This is a genomic window from Paenibacillus sp. Root52 (assembly GCF_001426865.1).
Lineage (GTDB): Bacteria > Bacillota > Bacilli > Paenibacillales > Paenibacillaceae > Paenibacillus.
In genome coordinates this window covers 1-17,514 of record NZ_LMFO01000001.1, presented here as the reverse complement: position 1 = coordinate 17,514, position 17,514 = coordinate 1, and the positions used below count along the sequence as shown (strand labels likewise).

The 17,514-nt window shown below is 43.5% G+C and carries 19 protein-coding genes; 9 read left to right on the top strand and 10 right to left on the bottom strand.

The genetic code is table 11. The features are described from left to right. Positions 1 to 95: 95 nt before the first annotated feature. On the bottom strand, positions 96 to 809 hold the full coding sequence (locus tag ASD24_RS00090) for a YceI family protein (RefSeq protein WP_056689679.1): 714 nt from the start codon (positions 807 to 809) through the stop codon (positions 96 to 98). A 192-nt stretch (positions 810 to 1,001) separates the two neighbouring features. Between ASD24_RS00090 and ASD24_RS00085 the strand changes: the two genes are divergently transcribed. Beyond that, the gene (locus ASD24_RS00085) at positions 1,002 to 1,688 is read left to right on the top strand and encodes a response regulator transcription factor (RefSeq protein WP_056689677.1); all 687 of its coding nucleotides are present in this window, start codon (positions 1,002 to 1,004) and stop codon (positions 1,686 to 1,688) included. Further along, entirely contained in the window at positions 1,673 to 3,136 is a 1,464-nt protein-coding gene (locus ASD24_RS00080; protein WP_056689674.1) for a HAMP domain-containing sensor histidine kinase, read from the top strand. The genes ASD24_RS00085 and ASD24_RS00080 overlap by 16 nt, the downstream gene beginning before the upstream one ends. A gap of 159 nt (positions 3,137 to 3,295) precedes the next feature. Here the strand turns inward: ASD24_RS00080 and ASD24_RS00075 are convergent, their stop codons facing one another. Both ASD24_RS00075 and ASD24_RS00070 read right to left on the bottom strand, forming a co-directional pair. After that, positions 3,296 to 3,667: an iron chaperone gene (locus ASD24_RS00075; protein ID WP_056692399.1), complete on the bottom strand. Its 372-nt coding sequence runs from the start codon at positions 3,665 to 3,667 to the stop codon at positions 3,296 to 3,298. A gap of 337 nt (positions 3,668 to 4,004) precedes the next feature. Next, positions 4,005 to 5,045 (bottom strand): NAD(P)-dependent alcohol dehydrogenase, encoded by a 1,041-nt coding sequence (locus ASD24_RS00070; RefSeq protein ID WP_056689670.1) that lies wholly within the window; start codon positions 5,043 to 5,045, stop codon positions 4,005 to 4,007. A gap of 185 nt (positions 5,046 to 5,230) precedes the next feature. On the opposite strand from ASD24_RS00070, the gene ASD24_RS00065 reads away from it, so the two are divergent. Further along, on the top strand, positions 5,231 to 5,641 hold the full coding sequence (locus ASD24_RS00065; RefSeq protein WP_056689667.1) for a MerR family transcriptional regulator: 411 nt from the start codon (positions 5,231 to 5,233) through the stop codon (positions 5,639 to 5,641). Positions 5,642 to 5,844: 203 nt separating this feature from the next. Here ASD24_RS00065 and ASD24_RS00060 read toward each other — a convergent pair whose 3' ends face one another. Continuing rightward, on the bottom strand, positions 5,845 to 6,867 hold the full coding sequence (locus ASD24_RS00060) for an ABC transporter substrate-binding protein (RefSeq protein ID WP_056689664.1): 1,023 nt from the start codon (positions 6,865 to 6,867) through the stop codon (positions 5,845 to 5,847). 325 nt (positions 6,868 to 7,192) lie between these two features. Between ASD24_RS00060 and ASD24_RS00055 the strand changes: the two genes are divergently transcribed. After that, a complete protein-coding gene (locus ASD24_RS00055) occupies positions 7,193 to 8,005 on the top strand; it encodes an undecaprenyl-diphosphate phosphatase (RefSeq protein WP_056689661.1) in 813 nt (270 codons plus the stop codon). A 173-nt stretch (positions 8,006 to 8,178) separates the two neighbouring features. On the opposite strand, the gene ASD24_RS00050 is transcribed toward ASD24_RS00055, so the two are convergent. Beyond that, positions 8,179 to 8,991, bottom strand: coding sequence for an AAA family ATPase (locus tag ASD24_RS00050; RefSeq protein WP_056689658.1), 813 nt, complete (start codon positions 8,989 to 8,991; stop codon positions 8,179 to 8,181). Between the two features lie 358 nt (positions 8,992 to 9,349). Here ASD24_RS00050 and ASD24_RS29770 point away from each other — a divergent pair, with 358 nt between their 5' ends. Next, positions 9,350 to 9,502 carry a DUF1540 domain-containing protein gene (locus tag ASD24_RS29770; protein WP_082560211.1) on the top strand — a complete coding sequence of 51 codons (153 nt, stop codon included), beginning with the start codon at positions 9,350 to 9,352 and terminating at the stop codon, positions 9,500 to 9,502. Between the two features lie 207 nt (positions 9,503 to 9,709). After that, entirely contained in the window at positions 9,710 to 11,164 is a 1,455-nt protein-coding gene (locus ASD24_RS00045) for a 4-hydroxyphenylacetate 3-hydroxylase family protein (RefSeq protein ID WP_056689655.1), read from the top strand. Positions 11,165 to 11,188: 24 nt separating this feature from the next. Here ASD24_RS00045 and ASD24_RS00040 read toward each other — a convergent pair whose 3' ends face one another. The 3 genes from ASD24_RS00040 to ASD24_RS00030 are packed head-to-tail and all read right to left on the bottom strand — an operon-like array spanning position 11,189 to position 13,051. Further along, positions 11,189 to 11,755, bottom strand: a complete 567-nt coding sequence (locus ASD24_RS00040; RefSeq protein ID WP_056689652.1) for a nitroreductase family protein — start codon at positions 11,753 to 11,755, stop codon at positions 11,189 to 11,191. Positions 11,756 to 11,789: 34 nt separating this feature from the next. Further along, positions 11,790 to 12,593, bottom strand: a complete 804-nt coding sequence (locus tag ASD24_RS00035) for a hypothetical protein (protein WP_056689649.1) — start codon at positions 12,591 to 12,593, stop codon at positions 11,790 to 11,792. Between the two features lie 5 nt (positions 12,594 to 12,598). Continuing rightward, on the bottom strand, positions 12,599 to 13,051 hold the full coding sequence (locus ASD24_RS00030; protein WP_056689646.1) for a flavodoxin: 453 nt from the start codon (positions 13,049 to 13,051) through the stop codon (positions 12,599 to 12,601). A 313-nt stretch (positions 13,052 to 13,364) separates the two neighbouring features. Here ASD24_RS00030 and ASD24_RS00025 point away from each other — a divergent pair, with 313 nt between their 5' ends. From ASD24_RS00025 to ASD24_RS00015, 3 genes are all read left to right on the top strand, one after another. Beyond that, positions 13,365 to 14,228, top strand: a complete 864-nt coding sequence (locus ASD24_RS00025; RefSeq protein ID WP_056689643.1) for a class I SAM-dependent methyltransferase — start codon at positions 13,365 to 13,367, stop codon at positions 14,226 to 14,228. Positions 14,229 to 14,230: 2 nt separating this feature from the next. Continuing rightward, a complete protein-coding gene (locus tag ASD24_RS00020) occupies positions 14,231 to 14,956 on the top strand; it encodes an RluA family pseudouridine synthase (protein WP_056689640.1) in 726 nt (241 codons plus the stop codon). 72 nt (positions 14,957 to 15,028) lie between these two features. Beyond that, complete coding sequence (locus ASD24_RS00015) at positions 15,029 to 15,343, top strand: MGMT family protein (protein WP_056689637.1); 315 nt, start codon at positions 15,029 to 15,031, stop codon at positions 15,341 to 15,343. Between the two features lie 77 nt (positions 15,344 to 15,420). Here ASD24_RS00015 and ASD24_RS00010 read toward each other — a convergent pair whose 3' ends face one another. Next, positions 15,421 to 16,929 carry a DHA2 family efflux MFS transporter permease subunit gene (locus ASD24_RS00010; protein ID WP_056689634.1) on the bottom strand — a complete coding sequence of 503 codons (1,509 nt, stop codon included), beginning with the start codon at positions 16,927 to 16,929 and terminating at the stop codon, positions 15,421 to 15,423. Beyond that, positions 16,926 to 17,372: a MarR family winged helix-turn-helix transcriptional regulator gene (locus ASD24_RS00005; RefSeq protein WP_056689628.1), complete on the bottom strand. Its 447-nt coding sequence runs from the start codon at positions 17,370 to 17,372 to the stop codon at positions 16,926 to 16,928. Before ASD24_RS00005 ends, ASD24_RS00010 begins: the two co-directional genes overlap by 4 nt. Positions 17,373 to 17,514 lie beyond the last annotated feature (142 nt).

The window sequence follows — 17,514 nt, the reverse complement described above, 5'->3', positions numbered from 1 at the left end:
TCGCCTTGTTAGAATTAATAGACAGCAAAAAGAATCTGTTCCGCTACCCTGGGGTAGAACAGAACAGATTCGCTTTGTGCAATAGATGCATTTTCTTATTTCGTGAGTTTCAACTCCAACTGTAGCTTAATGTCATTCTCTGTTGAGAGAACAACGGAGTGAGGGTTTTCCATACCGAAGTCTTCGAACGTTACCATTGAAGTCGCAGACAACAACACCTGATCATTGTCATACGCAGCTTTTGCATCAAAAGTAACTTCTTTTTCAACACCTTTTACAGTCAATGTTCCATTCATTTTCACATCAACCGTCTGCCCCACTGGCCATTCCGCTGGTAAACCTTCAAATGAGGTAGCTGTAAACGTTGCTTGAGGGTATGTAGCAATATCGAAGAAGTCGGCTTGCTTCACATGTCCGTCACGTTGACCATTACCAGAGTCAATACCGTCCATCTCAATCTGTCCTTCTGCTTTCATCTGAGAAGCATCATCTACATTAATTGTCCATTTGCCAGATACCTGCTCGTCCACAAAATTGACGGTTTCCTGTGATGTTGTTACAGAGAAATATACTTTTGAGCCTTCGCTGATGTTCCAGTCTCCATTCAATTGCTCTGCGCCAACAACATTTGCTACAGGTGTTCCTGTGCTATCTACTGCTGTGGTTGATGTTGCTGTAATAGCAGGGAGCACTTGCTCAATTTCAACGTTATTGCCGAGGTAACTATTGGTGAGATAGTATCCTCCACCCCCGATAATAGCCACTGCGGCTACCCCTGTAATAATCCATGTTTTTGTCTTCTTGTTCATTTATTTTTCCTCCAGTACATTATTGGTTAGGTTACTTGTTGATATGGATAATATCAGCCCAATGTGTCAGGAAGAAGTCAAACAAGAACATGTTACATTTTTTTTTGAATCCTCTAATACAGGATTGGCATTATGCTCTTGCTCATGTAAAATCAGTACACAAGCTTCTGAAGTGAAAGGAGACCGCTTTTCTTGAAATCCATACTCATCGTCGAAGATGAGCAAGCCATTGCCCGGGTACTGGCTGCTTATCTGAGAAAAGCAGAATTCGAGGTGCATCATGCAGCAGATGGCTCCACTGCACTTACCCTTTTTGAATCCGTAAATCCTTCCCTTGTATTACTTGATGTAATGCTACCTGGAATGGACGGATGGGATCTGCTGCGCATTATTCGTGAAAAAAGTGCTTGTCCTGTGATCATGCTAACGGCACTGGATGACATTCGAGATCGTCTTAACGGATTAAATGCCGGTGCTGACGATTATATGAGCAAACCATTTGTTCCCGAAGAGGTGGTTGCCAGAGTTAATGCTGTACTGCGACGTAACCCTCATTATACTTCGGGTGGTGAAGATAAACGCTGTTACGGCAATCTCGTTATTGATCTCGCTGCCAAGCAAGTATTGCTTAACGGCGCTGAGGTTGCACTCACACCACGCGACCTATCATTACTTATATTTCTATCTGAGTATCCGAACCGTACATTTACAAGAGATCATCTGATCGAACAAGTGTGGGGCATGGACTATGATGGCAGTGATCGTGCTGTAGATTTATCAATTAAACGACTACGTCAGGCACTCTCTCACTGGTTGCCAGAGACTGGAGAAATTCGGACGTTGCGAGGAATGGGGTATCAATTTTGGATCGCAAACTGAGACGGAAAGGGCCGAGACGTTCAACATCCATTTTGTCCCACTGGACACTTCGTTATTTTCTAATCTTGTGCATTGGTTTCACCATAATTGTCGCAGGAGCACTCTACTGGATTCGTACAACCTCTATTGAGAAAAGTCTAAAAACCGCAGAGTTATTAGGGCTGGAGATTGCCGATCGAGTGACTATTGACAATAATAAGCTTCATGTACCACCCGATCTAGACACCATGGTAAGCAAGAGGGAGAAACTATTTAATACAGATCATTATTTCTGTGTCATGGTGTTGGATAACAACAATCAATTGATCTTTTCTCAGCCTAAAATGACACAAGAAGAGGTATTTTATCGACTGTCTGACGACTTTCGTGAACCAAGAAACAACAAATATGCAGGAGTAACCGTTAGTATTAATGAAGGCGATCAATCCCTTGGAAAAGTATGGGTGATGCAATCTAAGCAATCTCTTACATTCGGTCCAGAGACGATGTGGCTTGTTCTTTTAATTCTGGGCGGATTAATTCTATGTGGATGGTTTACGATCTATCTGCTATCTAATAAGTTGTCCCGACCTATTCGCCAAGTTGCTTATGCGGCTGAACAGATTCGTGGTGGCAATTACGACGTGAGCCTTGATATCAATACACGGGAGCGTGAGATTACGGAACTCGTGAGCTCTTTCCGAGATATGGCGACACGTCTAAGACAACTTGAGGAATGGCGTACCCTTTCATTAGCAGGCGTGAGCCATGAACTGAAGACACCTGTCACTTCTATCAAAGGGCTCGTTATGGCGGTACGCGACGACGTGGTCAGTCCTCAGGAAGGAAAAGAATTTTTGGATATCGCTTTGAAGGAATCGGAACGTATGGAGCGGATGATTGCAGATCTACTTGATTACAATGCCATGTCTGCTGGAAGCGTTGCTGTGCGCAAGGAACGAACAGATCTGAAGTTATTGGTTGGCGAGATCATCTATCAGTGGAAGATTGCGTACGAAGATAAAACACCTGAGGTTGAACTACATGCACCTGTAGGTCCACTATACACCGTTGGTGATACCCTGCGAATTCAGCAAATCATCGTTAATTTACTGAATAATGGGCTTCAAGCTACTCCTTCGGGTCAAACGGCCAAATTCGATATTGAATTGCGGGCAGAAGAAGACCATCTATTCATTGATGTACAGGATTATGGCTCAGGTATATCGGAAGCTGATCAATCCAAAATATTTGAACGCTTCTACCGCGGAGAGATTAAAAAACGTAGAAATCGTGGCTTGGGTCTCGGTCTGACCTACAGCAGACTGCTGGCCAACGCCCAAAACGGTGAACTGTCTCTTGCCTCAAGCACGCCTAATGGAAGTAAGTTCACGTTAAGATTGCCACGTTGGAAGATACCTAAACATGTTACTAAAGAACAAACGTATCCTTCACCAGTTAAAGCTTAGCTATCCATTTAGAGTTACATCAAAAGTTAACACCTGCTTGTCTCACCTACGGACTAAATGAAGCGAGTGACAAGCTACCAACGCGCACCGATGATCCATCGGTGCGCGTTTTATTTATTTCATAAGGTTGAATTGTGCAAAAGTCTCTAACTTCTCTGACTATTTGCGCCAAAAAGTAGTGCAATCTGCCTTATCTTTAATGTTAAACTCAATGATTCTTTCAAGTAACGAATAATCAATCGGCAGTTTCCACTTCATACGAATGAGCTGATTGGTATGCTCATAACCCGCCTGAACGATTTCTTCTGAGAACTGATCAATGACTACTTTCTCTGGAGCAACAGCTAGATGCTGCTTCGACACGCTAAAACCGATAATAAAGGTCTCATGGTCGGTAAACATCGGCTGATTCCAAGCAATTTTGGTTTTCAAACTTGGGAACTTCTCCGTAATCCATTTCAGAACCTCTTCGGTTCGTTCCTTATGCTCCGGGTTATCAATGCTTGCTAAATATTCTGCAAAAGCCTCCATCATCTTCCTCCCCCTTTTACTCCAATCCATTCTATCATGAATACGGAGTTTCTAATTACCTTTTAATCAAAACGCACCATTACTGCTGCTTTTAGTATAATCCATGTCTCAAGCAACTAAACAACCTGATGCATCACTGCGTTCAATCGAACTAATGAATAGCATTTGCCAACACAGTCCCTAATAGCAAACACAGTTACATACTTGTACAAGCAAAGAGAGCAAAAAAAGCAGTAACCACGAAGGTTATCTGCTTTTTAGTATACCTGCTCTATTACGTGCTAATATACGTGCGCTAATCAATGACGATTAGGTAGTTATTATCGAATGGATTCTATTAAATCGTGCTCGTATCAATAACAAAGCGATATTTCACATCTGAAGCCAGTACACGTTTGTAAGCTTCGTCAATCTGGTCAGCTGAAATAACTTCAATGTTCGGAGCGATATTATGTTCTGCACAGAAGTCGAGCATTTCCTGTGTCTCACGAATACCACCAATCATTGAACCCGCGAACGAACGACGGTGACCAATAAGTGAAAATACTTGTACGGGCAATGGTTCTGCTGGCGCACCAACGTTAACGATTGTACCATCCAGCGTGAGCAGAGACAGGTATGCATTAATGTCAATACTGGCACTTACTGTATTAATCATCAGGTCAAAGGAACCCGCTAGTTTCTCAAACGTTTCCGGTTCACTTGTCGCATAATAATGGGCAGCGCCAAATTGCAAGCCGTCTTCTTTTTTGCTTAGTGATTGGGATAATACGGTAACTTCCGCACCCATCGCGTGTGCAATTTTAACTGCCATATGACCAAGTCCACCCATACCTACAACCGCTACTTTTTTGCCTGGGCCAGCTCCCCAGTGATGTAGTGGTGAATACGTCGTAATACCTGCGCACAGCAATGGTGCAGCGGCATCAAGCGTAATGTTATCAGGGATTCGAACAACGAAGTTCTCGGTTACAACGATATGTGTAGAATAACCACCTTGCGTAGGCTCACCATATTTGTCTACCCCAGCATAGGTCTGAATATTTCCTTTGAGACAGTATTGCTCTTCACCTTTGCGGCAATTGTCACACTCGCCACAAGAATCCACCATACATCCAACACCTACGCGGTCGCCTACTTTATATTTGGATACACCTGTACCTACATCCGTTACAATGCCAGCAATCTCGTGTCCAGGAACGAGTGGATAGTTCACAGGACCCCAGTCACCGTGTGCAGTATGAATGTCAGAATGGCAAATGCCCGCATATTTAATCTCGATCAGTACATCACTGGTATCAAGATCCCGTCGTTTGATTTCGGCACTTCGAAATTGTTGGTCTGGTCCGTCAACTGCTCTCGCTTTAGCTATAATCAATGTAAAAAACCTCCTATTCATTTCGAATACAGCATTATCGTACCCCCTACAGTTAACTCTAGGTCAAATACTTTTTTTATTTAAACCCAACTTTGACATCTAATCGTAGAACATGGTAGTATTCACTCGGATCAATCCTATAGTTAACTCTAAGTCTATCCTTAATGGAAAGGAACATCATATACATGACATATTCGATTGGCGAGGTAGCCAAAAAATTAGACCTTACTGTATATACATTGCGCTACTACGATCGAGAAGGACTCATGCCTTTTGTTGAACGAACTTCTAGTGGAACTCGGCTATTCAAAGAATCAGACATTGATTTTCTAAAGATTATTCAATGTCTCAAAGCAACCGGGATGCCCATCAAAGATATCAAGGACTTCATTGCCTGGTGCTCTGAAGGGGACTCCACGTTGAAACAAAGACACGAAATGTTTATGGAGCGCAGAGCTAGCGTGGAAGCTCAGATTGCGGAGCTACAGAAGACGATGGAAGTGATCGATCATAAATGCGCGTATTATGAGTGTGCACTGAATGCGGGAACAGAAGAAATACACAAAGCGAATAATGGTAACCCCATCACCAATTAACACCTGTTTAGCTAACTTCTATTACTGTCGACTTAACCTGTGAAGTAACACTAACATCTAATACCTTCAACTTCTATCCATTACTAGTTCATTTGCAGTCTATCATTCAGCTCAACTCCTATTACACATATAAAAATAAGACCTCCGTGACTTAGACGGAAGTCTTATTTTTATTTGTATCCTTTATTTATTTCTTCTGCAGATTACTTCGCTGACAATAGGCTGTCAGAGATAAACTTCAGTTGGCCCTCCAGCGTTACCGGATCATTGTATGTATCCGAGGTAGGATCAAGTTGGAACACATGATTCGCTTTAACTGCAGGAAGGCTCTTCCATAGGTTGTGCTCGTAGACTTTCGAAGCATCATTTGTATCACCAGACCATGGGCTAGTGAAGATAATATCTCCCGCATATTCAGGTAAAACCTCCATGGAGATGGAAGCCCATCCTGTTCCACTGTCGATTGCTTCCGTCTGAGCCTTGGTTGGTGCTTTGAGCCCAAACTCGCCATAGATGATTTCACCACCACGGCCGTAATTATGACCGAAGACATATAATCCTTTGTCATAAGGGTTCAGGATGGAAACGGTACGGTCACCTACAGCCTCTTTCACTTTAGGCTTTAACTCATTAACCTGCTTTTCCCAATTGCTTATCCAAGCTTGTGCTTTGTCTTCTCTATTGGTCAGCTTGCCTAATTCCAGTAACAGTTCTCTGAAAGGACGTTTACCATATTCAAGCTGTACTACAGGTGCAATGAGTGACAATTGATCAATTCCCTCTGTACCTGTGTATACGATAAATAAATCAGGTTTTAAACTAACCAATTGCTCAGGTGTGGGCACTTCACCCAGATCAGTAACTCCTGCTGCTGTCAGTTGATCCTTGATATACTTATTGTTCATTGCACCGGTTAAAGCCCCAACAATTGGAGCATCCAGAGCAACAAAATAACCAGTTGTGAACGCAGTTAAGTCAATAATTCGTTTCGGATCTTTAGGCACCTGAACTTCTCCTGCATCGGATTGGAATGTGACTAACTCCTCTTCTGCAGTTGCAGAGCCAGCTGACGTTGCATCCTGATCTGTCTTCGTTTCTGACTCTGCTGCTACGTTAATGTCCTCATCTGTTGAAGCATTAGTGGCTACAGATTGTCCGCACGCACTTAGTATGAGCAGTACTGCAAGTGCCATCATTAGCCATATAGAAGTTTTCCCTTTACGCAAAATAAATTCACCTCGTATTTGATATTGATAATCATTATCAAATACTATCATGCTATGAAACAACTTACAAGCATATTTCATATGTCTTAAAGTAACGAGGCATCCCCATGACTTCAACATTGAGCGAGGTCATGGTTCGGGCGTAAACAGCCCATTACACCCCATTACGTACACGTGTGAATGATTTTATTTTCAACTTCTTACGAAATTGAAACTTGCAAGTCAGTAAGCTAAACCACTATCATCAATAGAGTAGGATACCTTATAAGAGAAAAAGAAATGATCATTGGCATCTCCAATGATACGTATATTCAAGGAGGACAAGATGGAAGACATTATATTGTGGTTAAAGTATTTATTATTAGGGATCGTACAAGGTGCGACAGAGCCGATTCCGGTTTCCTCTAGTGGACATCTAATCATTGCCCAACGACTTATGGGGTTGAAGCAGAACGGTTTGTCCTTTGAGATTCTGACCAACACGGCGTCTTTACTCGCGATTGTTTTTATTTTCCGTGAAGATATTAAAAAACTAATTATCGGTGCATTAGGATATCTGCGAACGCGAAAACAAGAATATAAAGCAGACTTTATGTTTTGCTTATACATAGTCATCGGTACAGTTCCTGCTGCTATCGCTGCAGTTCTGTTTAAAGACCAGATCGAAGAAATTTTCTCGTCCGTATACACTGTTGCCATCGCGCTATTAATTACTGGGGTTGCCCTCTGGCTGATTCGTAATCTTCGTGGACGCAAGCAGGACGGGGATCTCTCCACTAAGGATGCACTGTTGGTTGGTCTTGCTCAGGCCGTTGCGCTCATTCCAGGCATAAGCCGTTCTGGTGCTACGGTTATTGCTTCCATTGCTGTTGGGATGAAACAGGAAACCGCCTTAAAGTTCTCGTTTATGCTCTATATCCCAATTAGTATCGGCGGACTCATCCTGGGTGTATCTGACATCGCCAACGATCCAAACCGGGGGCAACTCGCCATTCCTTATCTAATTGCATTCATTACAACCCTTTTCGTCACCTATTTCTCCATGAGATGGTTTATGGGAATTATGGCGAAAGGTAACCTCAAATATTTCTCATATTACTGTTTTGCAGCCGGGACATTATTGCTTATCTTTTTATAAAAACAAACACCAAAAAGGAACAACTGGCCTATCGCCAGATTGTTCCTTTTTTCATTTCATACACGAGATAAGTTGAAATCCTTAATCTTATTCTCAATATTAATTTCATTCTCATTTTCAATTATAACTACCTATTGTCCGTTTATTTCTAACGTCTGATCGAAGTCTATACATTAGGTTCCTAGTAACCGTGGCATATATTCATCATAGGCATCTGAGATCAATTGCTCGTGCAGAGGGCTGCTCGTTATAATCGCTTTTCTTTTGGCTTTGAGTATAATCTGCTCCACATCGGCGAAGCTGCATCCTTCTAACCGCTGACACATATAATGTTGCACATCAGCCTGGTGTTCAAACTGACCAACCAGTTTGCTGATATAGAGTTGCCTGCTCTGAACATCTGGCATAGCGTAATTCATTTTGGTATCAAACCTGCGCCAGATCGCATGATCCAATTGTGTTTCGAGGTTGGTTGCAGCAATACATATACTGTCTCCTTCGAACTCATCTAGGCATTGCAACAACGTATTCACAACTCTAGCCATCTCTTTAACCTCATCGTTACTTTCTCTTGTGCGCGCAATCGCATCGAACTCATCCAAGAAGAGCACGCAAGGATTCACTCTCGCATATTCAAACAATTTACGCACATTGGTACTCGTTTCCCCGAGGTGACTATGAATGATCGCATCCAGACGTACAAGCACTAACGGCAAGTTCAGACGATCTGCTACATACGATGCGGTTAACGTTTTACCTGTGCCTGGCGGCCCAAACATGACTAATTTATTCGGAATCGGAACCTCGTGTTCTGCAAAACGATCCTTCATCCCGAGAATCGTTAGAAACTCTTCAATGATGCGTTCGTTCTCTGCCGAAAATACAATATGTTTGGCTTTACGTGCACATTCCTTGGGTGAATAGAATGCAGCCATATCAATACCTTTTGCTCGTGGGATACGATTTATATGATTGGTTTTACTCATTACGCTAACTCTCCTTCAACGCTAATCAAGTAGTATTCATTAATTGTTGATGATCTATAAATAAGTATGATCCGTTGCTTGTTTTTTATTCGTAATAATTACTATTAAAAGATATCACACAAACTCCTTTTTGCCAACACTATAGAGATTTTCGGGATAAAAAGCACCCAAGTAGTCTTGTCCTGTTGCAAGCCGAGACATTATTTGCTATTCTAAATATGCATCGTTGTGTGTAACGCAAAAAAGCCCTCTAGTATCAGAGAGCAATAAATTCCAGATTAGCAAGCGGCAACTTGTAAAATCTGGTTATGTCTTATACCAACGAATGTAATCCCACTACAAAGCGAGGTTATTAATCATGGCAAAAGACGTATTGTGCGAAGTAAATTCATGTGTGCACTGGGCTCAAGAGAACAAATGTAATGCAAGCTCCATTTATATCGTAAGCCACAGCTCCAAAAAAGCAGTTGAGTCTGCGGAAACAGACTGTAAAACTTTTGAAGTAAAATAAGTAACTTATGATTTGAAGTTAAAGGAGCCCTAGCCGGTTCCTTTTTCTTTTTGTATTGTAACAAGAATGATAATTATTATCAAGCCCCTCTTACAAAAAAACGTTATTCCCTTATCGCTCTCGGATGCACACTGGACGTTCTTCACACGTAAACTACGAAAGCAGTGCGTATGCCCATGAACGATTAGATCCAAGAGGTGAATAACGATGCCCGTTAAAAATGGCAAACAGTATATCGATCGTATCAATGCTCAAACGGTACCCGTGTGGTACAAAGGAAAATTAGTGACCGGAAACCGTTCAGACCACCTTGCTTTTGCTGGCCTAATGGAGACTCAAGCCAAAATGTATGATATGCAGCACGACCCCTTGCTTGCAACTAAGATGACCTATGCTTCCCCAGTCGATGGCAAACCAGTAGGCCTTTCCTTTCTGCCACCCAAAAGCGTGGATGATCTTGAGAGACGCCGTATCTCCATCAATCTATGGTCTAATATGCATCATGGCTTCTTAGGTCGCTCTCCGGATTACATGAATTCTGCAATCATGGCGTTTTACACAGCTGCAGACCTACTGAGCGACTTATCACCACAATATGCCGAGAATTTAAAAAACTACTACGCTTATTGCCGTGATAATGATATCACTCTCTCTCATGCGTTCATTCAGCCCCATGCCAGCAAAATATCTGGACAGATTGACGCAACCGAAGATGCCATTGCGGCTAAGATCGTAGATCGAACACCTGATGGCTTAATCATTAATGGTGCATTCATGATGGCGACCCAGGGTGCCACTTGTGATGAGATTTTCGTATATCCTTCCCCTTCTCCCGCACCATTCGATGATGAGAATCCCTTTGCCTTCGCCTTTGCCGTCCCTAATGATCTGCCAGGCATCAGTATGATCTGCCGAGATACGTATGCTGCAGATTCACTTTATAATTATCCGCTTAGTTCCAGATATGAAGAGATGGATAACATCGTCATTTTTGACCATGTATTGGTGCCTCATGAACGAGTCTTCTTCGCAGGAGATGAAGAAATGTCCTCACGTTTATTCAGCGGAAGTCATTTCCACATCTACGCAGGACATCAGGTATTGTGTCGGTATATTGCCAAGACAGAATTTATTTTGGGAACAATACAGTTACTTACGGAGACACTGGATCAGGTCTCTGAAGCACATGTCATTGAGAAAACAGCTCGTATATTAGCAGGGCTTGAAACGCTAAAGGCGTTGGCGATTGCAGCAGAAACCAATGCTATACCCGATGGCAGAGGATTCTTACTACCCGCTCCCAAACCTCTGATGGCAGCGAACATCTTGTATCCGAAACTCTATCCTGACATGATCGATACCATGCAGTTATTAGCATCTAGCGGCATGATTATGATCCCACAAGAAGAGGAGTTCCAATCCGATGTAGCTGCTCACCTCAATACGTATCTTAAGGGTACAGATTCGACACCCTTAGAACGTACTGCACTGTTTCGTCTGATCTGGGAGCTGGGCTCAGGTTCCTTCGGTGGAAGACAGACTCAGTTTGAACGGTTCTTCTTCGGCAATTCGATAACGGTATCGAATCGGCTATATGCCGCCTACTCAAAGGATCAGACTTACCGTGAACTCGTTCGCAGTTTCATCGCAGGCGCAGAATGACGACATCTGTAACGTTTACATCATTTAAACAAGATGATCGTACACCGTCATAAGCTCAGAAGCGGGTCTACCATAGTCAACATGCCTGAACGCTGGCTGGTCTCCGTACCCGATGTGAAACACACCCAACACTTTCTCTTCGGGGGTTAGACCCATCAGATTCATAAACACAGGATGATGTTGATAATCGTTCATCTTCCATACAGCATGCAAACCTTTTTCTGCTGCCAGTAATGAGAATCGTCTACTCCACGCCTTCGCTGGTAACGATTGATCCTCTCTGGCAGCAAATGGGGCTACGACGACTAAATGGGCTGGGATCGCCTCAGTGTACTGATACGTAGCCCAATCCCCATAACGATCAGCCAAGTGAGGAGGATAGCTCTGTCTAACTGCCTCCAAGTATAACTGGCGGCCTTCCCCAGCGAACAACATAAAGCGCCACGGCTCTGAACTCATTACATATAATGACGGATCTGCTTCATCCAACAGTTGTCCAATGACCGCTTTGGGTACAGGGAGTGGACTAAATTCACAGCTGCCAGCTTGACTTCTCACATTACCCATCTCATGTTTCGTATGGCTAGACATGGTATCAATCCTCCTTCATCTCACTTTAGCTTCTCTACATTAACCAGGTTTTCTTCGTGTCTAATTCATTTCTACGTCGATCAGCTTCTTCATGGATGCGAGCTTTGTCACGTGCACTGAATTGATCTGATTCTACGTCTTCAGCTTGCGGTACACTGTCTCGGATCAAATGAATAAAATCCATAGACCGAGCAAGGGACTGGCGCCCAGGCATAAAACGAACTTTGCGTCCTTCCAACAAACAATACACTTCAATCATGCCAGGCAGTTTGCCAAAGGCCTCATAACAAAACACACTTGCCATGTGCTGAAAAGCTTCAACGACATTGGGGTCATATACCACCATATATTTCTGGATTAACAGCGAGTCCCAGCCTTCAGGCTGCCAAGCGGCGTGAAAGATCATCGACAATTCCATGGATAAAGAAGGTATCTCTGTTTTCCACTGTTCGAACAAAATTGAAGGATGCTGCAGGTCTTCATTGGTCCGAATGATACGTGATAACTCATCTATGACTTTATTTTTCACTTCCCAGTAATGGAGCACTGAGTCAAATCCCGTTGTTTTCTTAGGCCACCACTTCTCCAGCATGTATTGTACAGGCACTTCTTTACGCACTTCCGGATCCATACTATAAAAGGCATTCACTGCGTGACTGACTGCGTATTGGACTCGATGTCTCCATAGGAGTTGAGATGTCTGCGTGATCTCCGGTTCTGGGCGAATGAACCGGTGTGGGCTGCGCAGCATCTCCTCTAATTTGTAATCTTCAAGCAATCGTGTTGAGGTCCCTGACACCCCCAAAGGAACGCTTGCTTGAACATGTTGTTTTAGCATCTTCTCTAGGATACCTGTAGTCCGGCAGCAATGAATTTTTTGCCAAAGTCACGGCAAGTATCCTTCTCCTGCTCAAGCGGACTATATTCGATTTTAAGCATCTCTGGATATACTTCCGCCCCACGCTCCTGCAACTTCTCTGCAGCCAGATCAACCGCTCCGCAGTACTGCTCATAGGAAGTATCACCACTACCAAATACTGCAGCTCTTTTCCCGGTCAGATCTAACTCATCCAGCTCTTCATAGAAATCTAGAAACTCATCGGGTAGCTCTCCGTCTCCCCAGGTATATACCCCAATTAGAAATCCATCATAATCCAGCACATCCGCTGCATTACAATCAGTTACAGACTTGAGATCAGCCTCATGACCGCTCTGCTTGATTCCTTCCACAATCAATTCAGCAATCTCTTCTGTATTCCCTGTCATACTTGCATAAGCCACTAACAATTTAGCCATCTATTATTCCCTCACTTTATTTAATCATGGATATTGATTTTCGAATGAAGTAACGTTTGAATTATCAAAATCATATGTGATAATGATTATCATTGTCAAATTAATTTTTCCAATGTAATCAATTTTAGTATACGGAGCAAACTCAAAAACAACACTAAAAGGCATATCGGTATGAAACTATACATTGTGGTATGGAGCAACCTACCTCACAAGCTTGTTCCCTTATAGGTCTTGCGCCCCCCTAACTGGCGTATATGTCTATTTTTGTTGTACAATAGTATCCAAATGACTTTTGAAGGATGGATAAATGAATATGTACGTAGCTAATCAATGGAAGGATTATGAAGTAATTGATACAGGAGGCGGCGAGAAGCTGGAGCGTTGGGGCGATGTCATTTTGCGTAGACCCGATCCACAGATTATCTGGCCACTTAAACAAGAAACAAATGAATGGCGTCAGGTGCATGGTCATTATCATCGTAGTTCTTCTGGTGGCGGCAACTGGGATATGAAAAAGCCGATTCCAGAACGCTGGACAATCGGTTATGAGAATCTTAAGTTTCATATTAAACCAACTAGCTTTAAGCATACCGGTCTGTTTCCTGAACAAGCCGCTAACTGGAGCTGGATGATGGATAAAATTAAGAATGCAGGTCGCCCGATCTCCGTATTGAACCTGTTTGCATACACAGGCGGAGCAACAGTTGCTGCTGCCTATGCTGGCGCTTCTGTTGTGCACGTAGATGCAGCCAAAGGCATGGTGCAATGGGCGAAGGAAAATGTGCAGTTATCTGGGCTGGCAGATCGTCCTGTTCGCTTCATTACAGATGATGTATTCAAATTCGTACAACGGGAAGAACGTCGAGGTAACCGTTACGATGCGATTATTATGGATCCTCCTTCCTATGGTCGAGGACCCAATGGAGAGACTTGGAAGCTGGAACAGAACTTGTACCCGTTCCTTAAGTCCTGCATGAACATTTTGTCGGATAATCCGTTGTTCTTGCTTATTAACTCATACACCACTGGTATCTCTCCAACGGTGTTGCGTAACATGCTTACGATGACGATGTCCGCTCAATATGGAGGCAACATTACCGCAGGTGAGATCGGCTTGCCGATTACACGTAGTGGTCTTGACCTGCCTTGCGGCATTTTGGGCCGCTGGGAGTCCTAGTCATGTCTGATCATTCACACCGTACGGTAGATATACCTATTTTGTTTGAGGATAATCACTTGCTTGGAATTGTTAAACCTGTGAACGTTCCAACACAGGAAGATGCCTCTGGAGATCCAGATCTGCTCACACTGCTTAAACAGGATCTGAAGGAACGCTACAACAAACCGGGCAATGTGTATCTCGGTCTCGTTCATCGACTTGATCGGCCTGTCGGTGGAGCCATGATTTTTGCCAAAACATCCAAAGCGGCTTCTCGTTTGTCTGAGACTGTTCGAGGACGAGATTTCCGTAAAATATATACAGCTGTTGTGCATGGCAAGCCACCAGCTCAGCGTGGTACGTTGAAGCATACGTTGCTGAAGGATGCCCGCACTAATACGGTTACCGTCGTGCCCCCAGGCACAGCTGGCGGTAAAGATGCCGTATTAGACTACCAAGTGCTCGGCCAGAATGACCGATACAGCCTTGTGCGTGTTGAACTGCATACAGGCAGATCCCATCAGATTCGGGTACAGATGCAAGCCATCCATTGCCCTCTGTTCGGGGATCAGAAGTATGGCGCTGGAGTGAATAAACCAGGGCAGCAGATCGCCCTCTGGTCTACTATTGCAGGTTTTCCCCACCCAGTAACCAAAGAAGAGATTACGCTAAAATCACTTCCTCCGCGGGAATTCCCTTGGGCTGAATGGCCAGTACATGTTTACGAGCAGGCTTTTCAGAATTAGTACAATAACCGTGTATCCCGCTTAGACATGGGTACACGGTTTTATTCTTATGTGAAAGGAAACTTCATTCTTATGACACCATTCACACAAAATGTCGTCTCCATCATATCTTCTATTCCCGAAGGCAAAGTCATGACCTATGGACAAATTGCTGCTCATGCAGGAAGTCCACGAGCTGCAAGACAGGTTGTACGTATTCTGCACTCCATGAGCCGGAAGGAACGTCTCCCTTGGCACCGTGTCGTGAACGCCAAAGGTGAAATTGCCATTCCAGATGAACATTCACGGCTGATTCAAGAAACTGAGCTAATCAGCGAAGGTGTTGAATTCAAGCTCGATGGAACCATTGATCTTGAGATATTTGGTTACCAGCCTGAGCCTGAATAACAAAACAGAGCCTAGACAGATTAATCTGTCTAGGCTCTGTTTTTTGTACGTTTTAATTTTACGTGATACATGGTGCATTATGCTGTTGCGTTAACTTCGGACGATTCCTTAGGTGTCGGTTCGACAGCCGGCTTCGTTTTGCGAATAAAGAACGCCATCAGCATGGCCACAATCGTCATACCAGTCGCTACTGTAAATGCATAGTTAACACCATAGATCGTAGCGTCTGCGGTCGCACGCAGCATTGCCGCTTGGTCATCCGGGTTAATCTGTCCTTGAGCAAGTGTATCTGCCAGATGAGACTTCAACTTACTACTCATAATAGTGACCAGGATAGCCGTACCAATCGCACCTGCTACAGTACGAAGTGTGTTAGACATTGCCGTACCATGTGCATTGAGACGCTGAGGCAGCTGGTTCAGACCAGCTGTCTGAATTGGCATCATCAGCATGGACATCCCGAACATACGAGCTGTGTAGATAAACATCATATAGCCATATGTTGTATCAATTGCTAAACGACTAAGTCCCCAGGTTGTAACAGCTGTAATCGCGAGACCCGCGACGGACAACCAACGCGCCCCTACTTTATCGAAAATACGACCAGTAATCGGGGACATAATTCCCATCAAGATTGCACCTGGCATCATCAGGAGCCCTGATTCAATTGGTGAGAACCCACGAATATTTTGCAAGAAAATAGGTAACAGGATCATACCTGCAAACATAGCCATCGTTACAAGCATATTAATAATCGTTGTTAGTGTGTACATGTTGTATTTGAAAATACGGAACTCTAGAAGCGGATGATCTGTTGTCAATTGACGAATAACGAATAGAATCAGGGAAAGTGCACCTACAATCAGGCAACTGATAACAATTGCGCTGCCCCATCCATCTGTACCTGCATCACTGAAACCATACAATAAGCTACCGAATCCAAGTGTGGATAGGATGACGCCTGGGTAATCCAATTTCGGTTTAGATTGACGTGTTACATTTTTGACAAATGCAATACCGATCCCTGTTGCAATAATAGAGAATGGCAGAATGATGTAGAACAACAGTCTCCAAGAATAGTGCTCTACCACGTAACCTGACAATGTAGGCCCGATCGCTGGAGCCAAAATCATCGCAATCCCCATTGTACCCATGGCTTGACCACGTTTCTCAATCGGGAAGATTGTCAGGAAAACAACAGTCATCAGCGGCATTAGGATACCTGCGCCCGCTGCTTGAATAACACGACCGACCATGAGGATCGCGAAGGTAGGACTAATCCCACAGACCAGTGTTCCTAATGTAAAAAGCGTCATAGCCGTAATAAAAATCTGACGTGTAGAAAATTTGGCAATGAGATATGCCGTAACGGGAATCAGTACACCATTGACGAGCATATAACCAGTTGTAAGCCATTGGGCCTTATTCGCGTTAATCGCGAGGTCTTCCATGATCTTAGGAAGAGCTACGTTCATCAGGGTTTGATTCAAGAAGGCTACAAAAGCACCGATTAACAAAGCGGCAACGATTGGCCCTTTCTTGATGTTGTCCATCCCTACGGATGGCGCTGTAGCGGTTGTACTCATTGGTTGTTCATCTCTCTTCCTTCTAACTTTTCAATCATTTGAGTATGGATTCTTAGCAGATGATCAAGATCTTTCTTCGGAATATCCAGAATAGGCGATACTCTTTCCATCCATAGGTGATGTGTCTCCTGCTGCGCCTTCTCCCCTTTATCCGTAATCTGCAACATGACGGATCGGCGGTCAGCATGCGAACGAGTCCGGATGAGGTATTCACCTTTGACAAGACGTTCGATCACGGCGCTCATAGAGCTACTTCCCATATGGCAAAGTTCTGCCACTTCGTTGACTCCGATTGAAGGACGCTCCTTCAGAATGGACAATACCATAAACTGAATAGAGGTCAATTCGATCTGCTTGTTTTCATTCCAGAATGCTCGGAAGAGCATTTGATTCACCTGTCGGAACGAATTAATAATATAGAATACTTCATACGTATCAGTCATTGTTTCACCCGTTTACTTTTGGAATATAATATTTCGCACACGAAATATCAGGGGAACAATTACTTATTATAACAAAAATATTTACATAGTCAACTCTTTACATATGATTTTTAAAATAATATTAGAACATATTATATTTGAT

What these genes read in the sequence shown, in the direction of transcription:
- ASD24_RS00090 (WP_056689679.1), bottom strand. Translation starts at nt 809, where the DNA reads ATGAACAAGAAGACAAAAACATGGATTATTACAGGGGTAGCCGCAGTG.
- ASD24_RS00030 (WP_056689646.1), bottom strand. Translation starts at nt 13,051, where the DNA reads ATGGCTAAATTGTTAGTGGCTTATGCAAGTATGACAGGGAATACAGAA.
- ASD24_RS00040 (WP_056689652.1), bottom strand. Translation starts at nt 11,755, where the DNA reads ATGTCTAGCCATACGAAACATGAGATGGGTAATGTGAGAAGTCAAGCT.
- ASD24_RS00005 (WP_056689628.1), bottom strand. Translation starts at nt 17,372, where the DNA reads ATGACTGATACGTATGAAGTATTCTATATTATTAATTCGTTCCGACAG.
- ASD24_RS00015 (WP_056689637.1), top strand. Translation starts at nt 15,029, where the DNA reads ATGACACCATTCACACAAAATGTCGTCTCCATCATATCTTCTATTCCC.
- ASD24_RS00050 (WP_056689658.1), bottom strand. Translation starts at nt 8,991, where the DNA reads ATGAGTAAAACCAATCATATAAATCGTATCCCACGAGCAAAAGGTATT.
- ASD24_RS00045 (WP_056689655.1), top strand. Translation starts at nt 9,710, where the DNA reads ATGCCCGTTAAAAATGGCAAACAGTATATCGATCGTATCAATGCTCAA.
- ASD24_RS00025 (WP_056689643.1), top strand. Translation starts at nt 13,365, where the DNA reads ATGTACGTAGCTAATCAATGGAAGGATTATGAAGTAATTGATACAGGA.
- ASD24_RS00055 (WP_056689661.1), top strand. Translation starts at nt 7,193, where the DNA reads ATGGAAGACATTATATTGTGGTTAAAGTATTTATTATTAGGGATCGTA.
- ASD24_RS00075 (WP_056692399.1), bottom strand. Translation starts at nt 3,667, where the DNA reads ATGGAGGCTTTTGCAGAATATTTAGCAAGCATTGATAACCCGGAGCAT.
- ASD24_RS00020 (WP_056689640.1), top strand. Translation starts at nt 14,231, where the DNA reads ATGTCTGATCATTCACACCGTACGGTAGATATACCTATTTTGTTTGAG.
- ASD24_RS00035 (WP_056689649.1), bottom strand. Translation starts at nt 12,593, where the DNA reads ATGCTAAAACAACATGTTCAAGCAAGCGTTCCTTTGGGGGTGTCAGGG.
- ASD24_RS29770 (WP_082560211.1), top strand. Translation starts at nt 9,350, where the DNA reads ATGGCAAAAGACGTATTGTGCGAAGTAAATTCATGTGTGCACTGGGCT.
- ASD24_RS00010 (WP_056689634.1), bottom strand. Translation starts at nt 16,929, where the DNA reads ATGAGTACAACCGCTACAGCGCCATCCGTAGGGATGGACAACATCAAG.
- ASD24_RS00065 (WP_056689667.1), top strand. Translation starts at nt 5,231, where the DNA reads ATGACATATTCGATTGGCGAGGTAGCCAAAAAATTAGACCTTACTGTA.